Annotated in this window: 13 protein-coding genes; 5 read left to right on the plus strand and 8 right to left on the minus strand. The window is 65.9% G+C overall.

Annotated elements, in window-relative coordinates:
* Positions 1-27: 27 nt before the first annotated feature.
* From ACVW1C_RS17235 to ACVW1C_RS17250, 4 genes are all read right to left on the minus strand, one after another.
* Entirely contained in the window at positions 28-855 is an 828-nt protein-coding gene (locus tag ACVW1C_RS17235) for an ABC transporter permease (protein WP_456759451.1), read from the minus strand.
* A complete protein-coding gene (locus tag ACVW1C_RS17240; protein WP_456759452.1) occupies positions 848-1,621 on the minus strand; it encodes an ABC transporter ATP-binding protein in 774 nt (257 codons plus the stop codon). Before ACVW1C_RS17240 ends, ACVW1C_RS17235 begins: the two co-directional genes overlap by 8 nt.
* Before the next feature lie 157 nt (positions 1,622-1,778).
* Positions 1,779-2,783, minus strand: a complete 1,005-nt coding sequence (locus tag ACVW1C_RS17245; RefSeq protein WP_456759453.1) for an ABC transporter substrate-binding protein — start codon at positions 2,781-2,783, stop codon at positions 1,779-1,781.
* Between the two features lie 115 nt (positions 2,784-2,898).
* The gene (locus ACVW1C_RS17250; protein ID WP_456759454.1) at positions 2,899-4,260 is read right to left on the minus strand and encodes an FAD-dependent oxidoreductase; all 1,362 of its coding nucleotides are present in this window, start codon (positions 4,258-4,260) and stop codon (positions 2,899-2,901) included.
* A 118-nt stretch (positions 4,261-4,378) separates the two neighbouring features.
* On the opposite strand from ACVW1C_RS17250, the gene ACVW1C_RS17255 reads away from it, so the two are divergent.
* The gene (locus ACVW1C_RS17255) at positions 4,379-5,263 is read left to right on the plus strand and encodes a LysR family transcriptional regulator (RefSeq protein WP_456763105.1); all 885 of its coding nucleotides are present in this window, start codon (positions 4,379-4,381) and stop codon (positions 5,261-5,263) included.
* A gap of 63 nt (positions 5,264-5,326) precedes the next feature.
* On the plus strand, positions 5,327-5,590 hold the full coding sequence (locus ACVW1C_RS17260; protein ID WP_456759455.1) for a hypothetical protein: 264 nt from the start codon (positions 5,327-5,329) through the stop codon (positions 5,588-5,590).
* A 15-nt stretch (positions 5,591-5,605) separates the two neighbouring features.
* On the opposite strand, the gene ACVW1C_RS17265 is transcribed toward ACVW1C_RS17260, so the two are convergent.
* Entirely contained in the window at positions 5,606-6,406 is an 801-nt protein-coding gene (locus tag ACVW1C_RS17265) for an enoyl-CoA hydratase-related protein (protein ID WP_456759456.1), read from the minus strand.
* Between the two features lie 168 nt (positions 6,407-6,574).
* On the opposite strand from ACVW1C_RS17265, the gene ACVW1C_RS17270 reads away from it, so the two are divergent.
* Together ACVW1C_RS17270 and ACVW1C_RS17275 are read left to right on the plus strand one after the other, a co-directional pair.
* A complete protein-coding gene (locus tag ACVW1C_RS17270; RefSeq protein ID WP_456759457.1) occupies positions 6,575-7,549 on the plus strand; it encodes a ketopantoate reductase family protein in 975 nt (324 codons plus the stop codon).
* A 40-nt stretch (positions 7,550-7,589) separates the two neighbouring features.
* Entirely contained in the window at positions 7,590-8,369 is a 780-nt protein-coding gene (locus ACVW1C_RS17275) for an SDR family oxidoreductase (RefSeq protein ID WP_456759458.1), read from the plus strand.
* A 96-nt stretch (positions 8,370-8,465) separates the two neighbouring features.
* Here the strand turns inward: ACVW1C_RS17275 and ACVW1C_RS17280 are convergent, their stop codons facing one another.
* Positions 8,466-9,200, minus strand: coding sequence for an aspartate/glutamate racemase family protein (locus ACVW1C_RS17280; protein WP_456759459.1), 735 nt, complete (start codon positions 9,198-9,200; stop codon positions 8,466-8,468).
* Between the two features lie 149 nt (positions 9,201-9,349).
* Positions 9,350-10,030: an alpha/beta hydrolase family protein gene (locus tag ACVW1C_RS17285; RefSeq protein ID WP_456759460.1), complete on the minus strand. Its 681-nt coding sequence runs from the start codon at positions 10,028-10,030 to the stop codon at positions 9,350-9,352.
* A gap of 260 nt (positions 10,031-10,290) precedes the next feature.
* Here ACVW1C_RS17285 and ACVW1C_RS17290 point away from each other — a divergent pair, with 260 nt between their 5' ends.
* Positions 10,291-12,126 carry a di-heme-cytochrome C peroxidase gene (locus tag ACVW1C_RS17290; RefSeq protein WP_456759461.1) on the plus strand — a complete coding sequence of 612 codons (1,836 nt, stop codon included), beginning with the start codon at positions 10,291-10,293 and terminating at the stop codon, positions 12,124-12,126.
* A 111-nt stretch (positions 12,127-12,237) separates the two neighbouring features.
* Here ACVW1C_RS17290 and ACVW1C_RS17295 read toward each other — a convergent pair whose 3' ends face one another.
* Positions 12,238-13,779 carry an aspartate ammonia-lyase gene (locus ACVW1C_RS17295; protein WP_456759462.1) on the minus strand — a complete coding sequence of 514 codons (1,542 nt, stop codon included), beginning with the start codon at positions 13,777-13,779 and terminating at the stop codon, positions 12,238-12,240.
* Positions 13,780-14,037: the final 258 nt, after the last annotated feature.

Consider the following 14,037-nt stretch of genomic DNA (forward strand, 5'->3'; position numbering starts at 1 on the left):
GCGGGGTTGTGGCCGACAGCGCGGCCTTCACCGCCAGTGCAGCAGCCGCGTCTCCAGCAGGTTGATCAGCTTCCCCACCGCAAGCCCGAACAGCGACAGGATCACGACGCCGGCGAGCAGCTGATCGGTCTGCATCAGGTTGCCGGCCTGCAGCACGAAGGCGCCGATGCCGTATTGCGCACCGATCATCTCGGCGCTGACGACGAGCAACAGCGCGACCGACGCGGTGATGCGGAAGCCGGCGAGGATCGAGGGCAGCGCGCCCGGCCAGATCACGCGGCGCACGATGGCGTGGAACGGCACGTTGAAGCTTTGCGCCATCCGGATCAGATTGCGCGGCACCGCATCGACGCCGCTATAGACCGAGATCGCGGTCGAGAAGAACACCCCGAGCGCAATGGTCGCGATCTTCGGCTCCTCGCCGATCCCGAGCCACAGGATGAGCAGCGGCAGCAGCGCGATCTTCGGAATCGGGAACAGCGCCGAGATGAAGGTGATGCCGACGCCGCGCGCCATGGTCGACAGCCCGATCGCGAAGCCGACAATGACGCCCGCTGCCGTGCCGATGATCCAGCCGGTGCCGATCCGCATGATCGACCAGGAGAGGTGCTGCCACAGCGCCCCCGACATCGCGAGCTTGGTGATCGCAACCGCGATCGCCGACGGTGCCGGCAGGAACAGCGGATTGACCCAGCCTGCGCTGCCGGCAAGCTGCCAGACCGCGATGACCAGCGCGAGCGCGATCCAGCCGGCATAGCGGCTGCCGCCAGGCGTGAAGCCGGCGCCGCGAAACGCGACCGGCCGCGTCGCTTCCGCCGATTGGGGCTTCGTCTCCTGTGGGGAGCGCTCAAGCATGCTGGACCTCGCGCTCGGCATCGATTGCCTCTTTCCGGATCAGCGACCATAACTCGCCCTGCAAGGCGGCCATCCGCGCGCGGGCATCCGCCGCGCCGCGCTCGGCGCGCGTCATCGGGATGGTCACGATCTCCCTGATGCGGCCGGGGCGGCGCGACAGCACCACGACACGGTCGGCGAGCCGCACCGCTTCCTCGAGGTTATGCGTGACATAGACCGCGCCCATCGCGCCGTCGGCGAGCAGGCCGACGAAATCCTCCATCAGGAGCTCGCGGGTCTGCGAATCCAGTGCCGACAGCGGCTCGTCCATCAACAGGATCGCCGGGCGAACCGCGAGCGCACGCGCGATGCCGACGCGCTGGCGCATGCCGCCGGACAGCTGCTTCGGATAGGCAGCGCGAAAGTCCAGGAGTCCGGTACGGCGCAGCGCATCGTCGATCACGACGCGGCGCTCGCCGGCGCTCAAGGCCGCGTGCAGCAGCGGAAACGCGACGTTCTCCTCGACCGTATTCCACGGCAGCAAAGCAAAATCCTGGAACACGAAAGTCAACGGATTGAGGCTGCCGGCCGGCGGCGCACCGCGCAGCTCGGCGGCGCCCGCGGCCGGCCGCAGCAGGCCGCCGAGGATCGACAGCAACGTGCTCTTGCCGCAGCCGGACGGCCCGACGATCGCGACGATCTCGCCGGCGCGAACTGTGAACGAGACATCATCGAGCACGTCGAGCGCGCCGAAGCGATGGCTGATATGGTCGGCGATCAGGTCCATATTGCCCCGCTTTCCCAGCTCGAACCGTCATCCTGAGGAGCGCAAAGCGCGTCTCGAAGGATGCACGGCCCCGATGCAGCCGGACCGTCGACCCTTCGAGACACCGCTGCGCGGCTCCTCGGGGTGACGGTGATGGAGTTTTGCGCGCGATCCACCATCAATCCGCCTTCACATAATCCTTGGCGATGATCGTGCCGGCGTCAAAGCCCCTGTCCACGAAGCCCTGCTCCTGCAGCCATTTGATCTGGTTGTCGACGTTCTTCACGTCGAGTTTGCCGTCGGGATCGACATAGGCGCAGTTGCCGACCACCTGCTCGACCGGAAGATTGGTGTATTTGGCGATGATCTCGAGCAGCGGCTTTGTTTTCTCGTTGATCGGCACCACGCCGTCCTTGATCGCCGTGAGGATCACGTCGTGGTATTCGTGGTCGGCGCGGGTGAGCGCGGTGAGCAGCTTGGTCACCAACGGTGCGTTGGTCAGCGTCTTCGGCGAAGCGAAGATGGCCCCCAACTGCCACGGCGTCTCGTCGCCGACCCAGCCGAGGAATTTCGCGCCGCCCGAATCCATCAGCGTCCGCGCGGTCGAGACCGGCAACAGCGCCGCGTCGACGGTTTCGCCCTTGAGCGCAGCGGCCGCGTTCGACAGCGACTGCAACGGCACGATCCTCACGTCGGACAACTTGAAGCCGTATTTGTCGGCGAGCAGGCCGAGCGAATAGTGGAAGCTGGAGCCGACCTGGGTCACCGCAACGCGCTTGCCGGCGAGATCTTTCGGGGCCTTGAGGCCCGCGGCATAGGCATTGTTGCTGGCGAAATAGCCGATCAGCGGATAGCCGGCCTTCTCGCGGCTCATGCCGCCGATCACCTTCAGCGTGCCCTTGCCGGCGAGATTGTAGAGCCCGGCGGTGAACGCCGTGATGCCGAAATCGACATCGCCCGACGTGGTCGCGACCGCAATCGGCTGAGCCGCGTCAAAGAACTTCAGCTCGACATCGAGACCGGCGTCGCGGAAATAGCCCTTGTCCTGCGCGATGAACACCGGCGCAGAGGACGACAGACGCAACACGCCGACCTTCGCCTTCAGGAGATCATCGGCCCGCGCGACGCCACTCGCGGCCCACACCAAGAGACCCGCGAGTGCGAGCCGCGCCCAACCCTTCATTGCCGTCCTCCGCCCGGAGCCATTTCCGTTCCGATCAAATCGAAACGGGGCTCCAGATTCCTGTCTTGACGCATCTTCTTCACGCGAACCGGTATCCACTTCGCTTGAAAACGCACTAGAGTCCTTCGGGCACGGCCTGATCGCGGCCGATGAACGCACCCTGCTTGCCAAGCTGTTGTTGCAACTTTTCGACGGAAATGTCGCGCGGAATCGTATTGCCCGACAGGGCCAGCGCGGCCGCGGTTCCCGCCGCCTCGCCCATCACGAAGCAGGCACCGGAGACGCGCGCCGCCGATTGCCCCTCATGGGTCATCGAGGCGCAGCGGCCGGCGACCAAGAGATTGTCGACGCCATCAGGCACCAGCATGCGATACGGCAACTCATTGTAGCCGCGGCTTTCCGGGATCGGCGGAAACTCGAAGATCACGTCGCCCGGCACGTGCGACTCCTTCGGCCATCCATTGACGCCGATCGAGTCCTCGAACGAGGCGCAGCCCAGCACGTCCTCGCCGGACAGCATGTAGCCGCCGATCACGCGGCGCGTCTCGCGGATGCCGAGTTGCGGCGGCAGATCGACGATGTAGGAGTTCTCGAAGCCGGGCACCGTGCGCAGGAAGGCAAAGGCCTCGACTGCCTGGCGGCGGCCCTCGATCTCGCCGCGCGTCATGTCATCGGGGTCGATGCCGGAGATGGCGCCGCCGTCGCTTCGCGTCACCTGGGTGAAATTCACCCGCCATTCGATCTGCGATTTCTGCGGCCGCACGATCGCGGACTTGCGCGGGAATTTATGCGTGCCGGCGGCCTCGGCCTGCGCCATCAGCGCCGGGATGGTCCGCCACGCATCGCCCGCCTTCGCCGGATCGATGCCGTTGAGGCGGAACATCATCGAGGGGTAGAGCATGCCGCCGGCGTTGTCGCCGACCTCATAGGGCGCGCCCGCCCACACCGCGAGGTCGCCGTCCCCGGAGCAGTCGATGAAGATGCCGGCCCGCACGGCCTGCCGGCCGGCCTTGGTTTCCACCATCAGCGCGCGAATGTGCGCGCCGTCCATCACGACGCCGGCGCCGAGCGCGTGGAACAGGATATCGACCCTGTGATGCGCCAGCAGATCGTCGGCCGCGATCTTGTAGGCCGCGGTGTCATAGGCCTGCGCAAGGATCTTGCCGAGGATCAGGTGCGGCGCGTTCAACCCGCCGAGCCGGTCGATCCGCGCCAGCAGGTCGGAGGCGATGCCCTGTACCACCCGATGCATCTCGCCGAAAATGTTGGCGTGCAGCCCGCAGAAATTGGTCACGCCCGCCGCGGTGCCCATGCCGCCGAGAAAGCCGTAGCGCTCGATCAAGAGGGTCCGCCGCCCGGCGCGCGCCGCGCCGACGGCTGCGGCGATGCCGGCCGGGCCGCCGCCAAGCACCACCACGTCATATTCGCCATAGACCGGGACCTGCCGCGCAGGTTCTTCGATCGTGCTCGCTCGCATCATTTCCGCCCTGAACAAAGTTGATTGGGCCAACTATGAATTGATGCGGATTGCAGTACAATCCACCAAATTATGTAATCAGCTTTCGCGAATCGAGAAAGGCTCTTGGGAAGAGCAGATGGACACGCTGGTCAATCTCGAAGCCTTCCTCGCCACCGCCGACGCCGGCGGCTTCTCCGCCGCGGCGCGCAAGCTCAACGTCGCGACGTCGGTCGTCGCCAAGCGCGTCACCCAGCTCGAGGAGCGGATCGGCACCGCGCTGTTCCACCGCTCGACCCGCCAATTGCGGCTGACCGAAGCCGGGCAGCAATATGTGCATCGCGCCCCCGGCGTCGTTGCCGATGTCGGTGATCTCCTGTCGCGGATGGGCGAGAAGCAGCGCGATCTCACCGATCATCTGCGCGTCAAGGCGCCGACCTCGCTGACGGTCGCGCGGCTCGCCGATGCCTTCACGGTCTTCCAGAAACAGAACAGAAGCGTGAAGCTCGAGATCGTGATGATCGACCGCCCGGTCGATCCGGTGACCGAAGGTTTTGACATCGCGATCGGCGCCTTCCCGCATTCCTTCGGCGGCGTCGTCGACGAGCCGTTGTGCCGGCTGCCGCGGCTGTTGTGCGCCTCATCGGCGTATTTGAAGAAGCACGGCACGCCGAAACATCCGCGCGACCTGGTCGATCACCGCTGCCTCAGCTTCCTGCCGACCGGACCGGAATGGCCGTTCGAGGGACCGCGCGGCCGTATCAATGTCCAGGTGCGCCCGATTCTCTCGTCGAACGAAGGCCGTGTGCTGACGCAAAGCGCGATCGCCGGCAACGGCATCGCGCTGCTGTCGCATTATCTGGTCCCGGACGCGCTGCGCGACGGTGCGTTGCAGCCGGTGCTGACGGACTTTCCGATCCCGGAACTGTGGGTGAAGGCCGCCGTTCCGGAGCGCCGCATCAATGCCGCCGCGGTGCAGGCGCTGCTGAAGACGTTGAAAAAGTCGCTGTCGCAATCGCTTTGACCTGGCGGCAGTCTTGCCCCTTGCACGCCGACCTGAGACAAGGACGGATAAGGATTGCCCGCTTTGAAACTCCTGATCTCAGTATCGCTTGGCCTCATCATCGCCGCCAGGCCCGCGGCGGCGATCGAGACCTGCCGGTTCATCGAGGCCAAGCCGGAACGCGAAGCCTGCTACCATCGCCAGGAGCAGGAGCTGGCGGCCAAGCGCAAGCCCGAGCCGACGATCACCCAGTCGAGCGAATCCAGGACATTCGAATCGCTGCAGCAGATGCACCGCGACGACGAAGAGGTCTATCGCAGCATGCGTGGCATCTGCCGCGGCTGTTGAGCTGAGCGGCCGAGCTTATGCCGCGCCGCTACCCCAGCGGCCCGCACGCTTCTCGGCAAAGGACGCAAGCCCTTCGGCGGCCTCGGCGGTCTGCCGCTTCGCCGAGTGCAGCTGCACGAGGCGCTTGTAGGCCTCATCGTCGACGCCCATGCCGCCGAATGAGCTCTCCATCGCCAGCTTCTTTGTTTCGGCCATCGCATCCGGCGCGTTGCCGAGCAGCTGCTCCACGACCTTGGCGCCGGCGCTCTCGAGATCGGCAAGCGGCACCACCTCGTGCACGAGGCCGATGCGCCGCGCATCCTCGGCGCCGAAACGTTCGCCGGTCAGCGCGTAGCGGCGTACCTGGCGGACGCCGATGGCATCGCAGAGCTGCGGGATGATGATCGCGGCGGTCAGGCCCCAGCGCACCTCGGTGATCGAGAACAGCGCGTTATCGGCCGCGATCACGATATCGCAGGCTGAGATCACGCCGGTGCCGCCGCCGAAACAGCCGCCCTGCACCAGCGCCACGGTCGGGACCGGCAGCGTGTTGAGGCGCTGCACCGCCTCGAAGGTGGCACGCGAGGCCGCCTCGTTCTCCTCTGCCGATTTCGGCCGCACACCGTTGATCCATTTCAGGTCGGCGCCGGCCTGGAAATGCTTGCCGTTGCCGTTCAGCACGACGACGCGCACCGGCTTGGTCGAGAGATCGTCGATCGCGGCCAGCACGCCCGCAATCAGCGCGCCGTCATAGGCGTTGTTGACCTCGGGCCTGTTCAGCGTGACGGTCGCGACCCCGCTCGCATCGAGGCTCCACAGGACTGGGCTGGCCGACATGACGTTCTCCCTCGTTCGGCATTGCTCTTGCCTTGCACTATGGCGAGAGGAGCTGGCTTGATCCATCACTTTCCGAGCGCGCGCGGCCGCGCCGCATGCATGGCGGGTTGCGCAATGCCCCGCGCTTGTGGAAACTGACACGGCACGTTGCAAGGACTTGTTCCACCCATGCGTATTTGCATTTTCGGCGCGGGCGCCGTCGGCAGCCATTTCGCAGTCCGGCTGTCACGCGCCGGCCACGATGTGTCCTGCGTGATGCGCGGCCCGCATCTCGACGCGGTCCAGTCCAACGGCTTGACGCTGAAGGTGGGCGACAGCAGCGTGAGCGCGAAGGTGAAGGCGTCGGCCGATCCTGCCGAGCTCGGGCCGCAGGACGTCGTCATCAGCACGCTGAAGGCCACCGGCGTCGGCGCGCTCGCAACCGGGCTGTTGCCACTGCTCGGACGCGACACCGCAATCGTGTTCGCGCAGAACGGCATTCCCTGGTGGTACGATCTCGGCCTGCCGCCGCAGCATCCCGCGATCCCCGATCTCGGCTTCCTCGATCCCGGCGGGCGCTTGCGCAGCGCCGTCCCGAAAGAGCGAATCATCGGCGGCGTGATCTTCTCCTCCAATGAGGTGGTTGCGCCCGGGGTTGCGGCGAACCTGTCGCCGGATCGCAACCGCCTCTTGATCGGCGAATGCGACGATCGCCGCAGCGAGCGCATCGCCACTCTGCGTGCGGCACTTAATGACGCCGCGATCGAATCGCCCGAGGTCAGGGAGATCCGCGAGACGATCTGGTCGAAGCTATTGACCAACATGTCGATGTCGGTGCTCTGCCTGCTGACAGGGCTGACCGCACGCGGCGTCCGCGACGATCCCGACATGCAGGACGTGATCCCGCGACTGCTCGACGAGGCCAATGCGGTGGCGACGCACTACATTCCCGAGGTCAAGCGCGTCACCCGCTCAGGGCCGGCGCCGGATCACAAGCCGTCGATCCTGCAGGATTACGAGCTCGGCCGCGCCATGGAGATCGACGTGCTGGTGCGCGCGCCCGCGGCGTTTGCCCGCGCGGCCGGCCTTCCGACCCCGATGCTCGACCTGATGGCCGCGCTCGCGATCCAGAAGGCGCGTGACAAGGCGCTCTATCAAAGCTGACAATCCGCCCCACGACGCTAACAAGCAGGGATATCGAACCATGCAAGTCAAGGACCAGGTCTGCGTCGTCACCGGCGGTGCGAGCGGGATCGGCGAAGCGGTGGCGCGGGCCTATGCGGAGGCTGGCGCGCGCGGCGTCGTGGTCGCCGACCTCAAGACCTCGCGCGACCGGCTCGCCAGCGTCGCCGGCGACATCGACGGGCTCGCGGTTACCGCCGATGTCGGGCTCGAGGAGGACGTCAAGGCGCTGATCGCCGCGGCCGAGGACAAGTATGGCCCGGTCGACGTGTTCTTCTCCAATGCCGGGCTGTCGCGCAAGGGACAGGAAGCAGCGTCCGATGCCGACTGGGATGTGAGCTGGCGCGTGCATGTGATGAGCCATGTGTTCGCGGCGCGCGCGCTGGTGCCCGGCATGCTCGCGCGCGGCTCCGGCTATCTGCTCAACACGGCGTCCGCGGCGGGGCTGCTGGCCTCGCTGAACTCGATGCCTTACGGCGTGACCAAGAATGCCGCGGTCGCGCTCGCCGAACATCTCGCCATCCAGTATGGCGATCGCGGCATCCGAGTCTCCGTGCTCTGCCCGCAATCGGTGCAGACGGGGATGACCACGCCGGGCCCGAGCGCGGCGCGCGTCGACGGCGTGCTGCAGCCCAGCGAAGTGGCGCGGATGGTGATCGAGGCGATGGCCGAGGAGCGCTTCCTGATCCTCTCGCATCCCCAGGTGCAGGAATACATGCAGCGCAAGGCCACCAATCGCGAGCGCTGGCTGTCCGGCATGCGCCGCCTGCGCGACCGGATCTATGGCGGCGCGGTATCATAACGATCTCACCGTCATTGCGAGCGAAGCGAAGCAATCCATATCGCCACTTGCCGAGAAATGGATTGCTTCGTCGCTACGCTCCTCGCAATGACGAGGTCATTCCCCGAGACCTGGCGCGAATCCTTCGAGCAGACCTGTGTATCTCTTCACGCCCAGCGAGGCGTAGGCGCCACGGCGCGACGTCGTGAGCTTGAGGCCGACGAGTGCTTCCGCCTGCTTCACCGCGGCGGCCACACCGTCCACGACAGGCACGCCGAATTGCACCGACAGCTCATGCGCGAGATCGGCCATGCCGGCGCAGCCGAGCACGATGGCGTCGGCGCCCTTTTCCAGCGCGCGGGCGATCTCCGCCTCTAGCTTTGGCCTGGCGGCCGACCCCGGCTTCTCCAGATCGAGCACAGCGACGTCGCAGGCGGTGACCGTTGCGCGGTCAGCAAAGCCGTAGCGGCGGACCAGTTCCTCGAGCGGCACGATCGAGCGCGGCAACGTGGTGACAATGCCGATGCGCTTTGCGATCTGTCCGGCCGTAACCAGCGCCGCCTCGCAGATGCCGACCACCGGGTAACGCGCCGCCGACCGCGCGGCATCGAGCCCGGTGTCGTCGAAGCAGGCGACGATGCCGGCATCGGCGTCCGACGTCTTCAGCAGCACCTCGATCAGCCCGGGAACGGCGAACGCCTCGTCGTAGAAGCCCTCGATCGAGGCGGGTCCCATCGATGATGTGACGGCCACGATCTCGGTGCCATCAGCGGCAACCGCCCGCGCGGCGGTGGCAATGGTCGCGGTCATCGCCGCGGTGGTATTGGGATTGACGATCAGGATTCTGGTCATGGGTCGAGATTAGTATCCCGGATGCAGCGAAGCGCAATCCGGCACGGCGTCACACGCGGAAAAGTCTGCCCCGGATTTCGCGGAGCCTGTCATCGGGCGCGCGTTCGCGCGACCGGTTGGCTCCATCCGACCTGCGAAGCAATGCCTGCTCACGCATGCTTCGCGACCCAGGCCGCGAAGCCATCGAGCACCTCGGCCATCACCTCGCGGTCGTCGCGGCCGGAGCGCTTCAGGACATGGAAGGAGTGATCCGCCTCCTGCACCAACTGCAGCGTGGCACGCGCGCCCAGCGCCTTCACCACCGGCTCGAGCAGATCGAGCTCCGCCAGCGCGTCGCGCGTGCCCTGCAGGAACAGCATCGGGACCTTGACCTCGGCGAGGTGCTTGGCGCGCTCGCGCGACGGCTTGCCGGCGGGATGCAGGGGAAAGCCGAGGAACACCAGCCCGCGCACGCCGGCGAGCAGCGCTTTGGCCTGCGCCTGCGAGGTCATGCGTCCGCCGAACGACTTGCCGCCGGCGAACAGCGGCAGTTCGCCGCAACGGCGCGCGGCCTCCGCGACCGCGGCACGCACCGTCGCCTGCGCGACGGCGGGCGGATCGGGCCGCTTGCTGCCCTTCTCCATGTAGGGAAACTGATAGCGCAAGGTCGCGATGCCGCGCTCGGCGAGGCCGACCGCAATCGTCTCCATCGACGGATGCGTCATGCCGGCGCCGGCGCCGTGCGCAAACACATAGGCGCTACGGGCCTGCGCCGGGCGTAGCAGCAGTGCGGACACCGCGCTGTCGTGCGAGACCGTGATGGTGAGCGGTTGTGCACTTGGCGCGTTCAAGATGACATCTCGAAGTATTGTTGCTCCGTCATTTCTAGCCGCCGGCGTCCATGCGCGCAAATGCCGCCGGGGAGAGCACGCCGCAAGTGAACTGGCTCACAGCCAACCAACATTTCCTTTGCAACATTTCCGTTGTTAGACCAACAGCCGCCACTGTAGGATCGCGCACAGCGCATCACACGCTTAACGCGAACCTGTTTCGACGATTTTTAATATCTCATCAATATGACGCGCGGGTACCGCGAATTGGGGGACGGGGCATGCCTCGCAAGACGATCTTCTTCATCGGGCTGCTGATTGTCGCCGGCGTCCTCTACTTCAAGGACGATATCGAGACGGTGGCGAGCGGCTTCCGCGTCAAGGTCGTCGACTACCAGCCGCCGGCAAAGACGGTGTGGCTGGATCAGAATGTCAGCGCCGAACGGCTGCGCTGGTTCTATCACGCGGACCAGGGCACGCGGACTTTCGGCATTCCCCTTGAATGGTTCATGGCGCTGGAGCAGCCGACGGTCTGGCCGCTGCTCACTGCGGCACCGCGGCTCAGCGAGACCAATTATCTCGGCCGCTTCGGCTTTATTCCCGACACCGTGATTCCGGGTAGCCCCGATGCACTGCCGATCGGCTTTGCCCCGAGCGGCCCGATGGCGGATGCCAACGGCGCGCCCTGGCGCAACCCGCATAGCAAGGCCGACATGAATGGGGTCGGGCTGACCTGCTCCGCCTGCCACACCGGAAGCTTCAGCTATCGCGGCACCGAGATCGTGATCGACGGCGGGCCCGCCAACACCAATTTGTTCGAATTCCAGAAGAGCGTCGGCGTCTCGCTGCTGTTGACGCGGTTCTGGCCGGGCCGCTTCTCGCGCTTCGCCGACGAGATTCTCGGCAAGGATGCCAGCCTCGACGAGCGCATGGCGCTGCGCGGCCAGCTCGATCTCGTGCTGAAGCAATACGCCAACATCAACGCACTGGAGACGAAGGTCGCCGCCAACAGCGTCGAGGAAGGCTATGCACGGCTCGACGCGCTGAACCGGATCGGCAACCAGGTGTTCTCGATCGATCTGAATAATCCGAACAACTACGCCGCGCATTCGGCGCCGGTGCATTTCCCGCGGATCTGGAACGCGCCGTGGTTCAGCTGGGTGCAGTATGACGGCTCGATCATGCAGCCGATGGTGCGCAATGCCGGTGAGGCGCTCGGCGTCAGCGCCGAGCTCAATCTGCTCGACGAGTCCAGGGGCCTGTTCAAATCCAGCGCGCGGATCGACGTGCTGCACGAGATGGAGCGGATGATCGCCGGCGAGCCGCCGAGCGAGGACAAGGGCTTCGGCGGCCTGGCGTCGCCGAAATGGCCCGAGAGCATCCTGGGGCAGATCAACATGGATCTCGCGAAGAAGGGCGGCGAGCTCTACAAGACGCATTGTCAGGGCTGCCATGGCCCGGCGATCGACAGCAAGGCGCTGCCTGCCAGCGAAGCCTTTGCGCTGTTCAAGGACAAGAAGCGCTGGGTCAAGAACGATGCCGGCCAGCCGCTGCTCGACGTCGAGATGATTCCGATCAGCCATATCGGCACCGACAGCGCGCAGGCCGAAGGCCTTGCGAGCCGCACCGTCGAGACGCCCGCCAATCTGAACATCAAGGACGGTGGTTTCGGACCGGCGCTCGGCGAATTGGTCGAGAAGACCGTCGACTACTGGTACGACCAGAACAAGACCCCGCCGGAGGATCGCAAGCGCATCAACGGCTACCGGCCGAACGATATCCAGGCGCCGCTCGCCTACAAGGTCCGGCCGCTCAACGGCATCTGGGCGACCCCGCCCTATCTGCATAACGGATCGGTGCCGTCCATCTACGCGCTGCTGTCGCCGGTGAAGGATCGTCCCTCGACCTTCTACCTCGGCAACCGAGAGTATGACCCCAAGGATCTCGGCCATGTCTGGAAAGACAACATCAAGAACGCCTTCGTGCTCGACACCAGCAAACGCGGCAACAGCAATTCCGGGCACGAATTCTCGAACGAGAAGCGCCTCGGCGTGATCGGGCCGGAGCTGAAGGAAGACGAGCGCCGCGCCTTGATCGAGTTCATCAAGACGCTGTAGCACTCGCGTCATAGATCAACCGCTCGTCGTGCCCGAGCATGGTCGCCTGAAGGACGGCCTCGCTTCCGCCCGTCTCTGTCCCGGCCATGACGAGTGGACCTCTTGCTCTGCTCACTCCTTCAACTTCGGCACGGGCTGACGGCGCGCCGGGCGGGTCATGGCTTCGAGCTCGAGCAGCTGGTTGAGTTGATCCTCGGTCAGGAGCTTTTCCTCCAGCACGATGTCGGCGACCGAGCGGTTCTCCTTCAGCGCGCGGCGCGCCACGCGCGATGAGGCCTCATAGCCGAGCGCCGGCGCTAGCGCCGTGATCAGGCCGATCGAGCCCTGCACCAGGCTGCGGCAACGCTCGCGGTCGGCCTCAATGCCGTCGACGCAGCGCTTGGTCAGCGTATCAATCGCCGCCGTCAGCATGCGCAGCGAGCTCAGCACGCAATAGCCGATGGTCGGCTCGAACGCGTTGAGCTGGAGCTGGCCGCCCTCGGCGCACATCGTCACCGTGAGATCGTGCCCGATCACGAGGAAGGCGACCTGGTTGACCACCTCCGGAATCACCGGGTTGACCTTGCCGGGCATGATCGACGAGCCGGCCTGCACCGCGGGCAGCCTGATCTCGCCGATGCCGGTCCGCGGCCCCGACGACAGCAGGCGGAGGTCGTTGCAGATCTTCGACACCTTCACCGCGACGCGTTTCAGCACGCCGGAGAACAGCACAAAGGCACCGAGGTCGGAGGTCGCCTCGATCAGGTTCGAAGCCAGCACCATGGGCTGGCCCGACAACCGCGACAGCTCCTCGACCGCCAGCGCCGCATAGCGCGGATCGGCATTGATGCCGGTGCCGATCGCGGTGGCGCCGAGATTGACCTCGCGGAACAGGCTGGAGATCTCGTTCAGCCGGGCGACGTCCTCCTTCACGGTGGCGTGGAAGGCGTCGAATTCCTGGCCGAGTGTCATCGGCACCGCATCCTGAAGCTGGGTGCGGCCCATCTTCAGGACATCGGCGAACTCCACCGCCTTGCCCTTGAAGGCATAGGCAAGGTCATCGAGCGCGCGCACCAGCGGCTGGGTGGCAAAGATCACCGCGAGCCGCAGCGCGGTCGGATAGGCGTCGTTGGTCGACTGCGCCATGTTGACGTCGTCGTTCGGATGCAGCGTGTGATAGTCGCCGGGCTTGCGTCCCATCAGCCGCAGAGCGACGTTGGCGATCACCTCGTTGGCGTTCATGTTGGTCGAGGTCCCGGCGCCGCCCTGGATCGCATCGACGACGAAGGACTCGGCATAGACCCTTTCGGTCGCAACCTGAGTGCAGGCCGCCTCGATCGCGTCCGCCTTCTCGGTCGCGAGATAGCCGAGCCGCTTGTTGGCACGCGCGGCGGCCTGCTTGACCAGCGCCAGCGCGCGAACGAATTCCGGAAAGTGGCCGACCGGCACGCCGGTGATCGGAAAGTTCATCACCGCGCGCTTGGTGTGGATGCCCCACAGCGCATTGGCCGGCACGTCGGCTTCGCCGAGCAAATCGTGCTCGGTGCGGGACTCCGCCTGCCCGATCGACACGCTGCGAACGGTCGCGACCGCGAGATGGCTGGGGCCGCCGCTCTCGCCGGAGGGTGGCGCGGCGCCTGCAGTGTTGGCGGTCTCAACCTTCGATTCGGCCATCGGTCCCTCCATTGCTCTCGCAAACCTTGTCGTCAGCGACGCTGGCCATGATGCGCCCGACGGGTGTCGAATGCCAATGCCTATCGGCAAGGTCCGGCACCCGCGAGCGGAAAGACGCGGAAAGCAGCATTTCTCTTATCCATCATGATAACAACAACTTATGGCTCCATGCCGCGATCGGCCTGCGACTGATGCGGCTGCTTTCTCCGACCCGTCATCGCGTGCTAGATCAGCCTCGACTGGCGCAAGGGCGCTGCC

The sequence above is a fragment of the Bradyrhizobium sp. USDA 4011 genome, assembly GCF_054063415.1.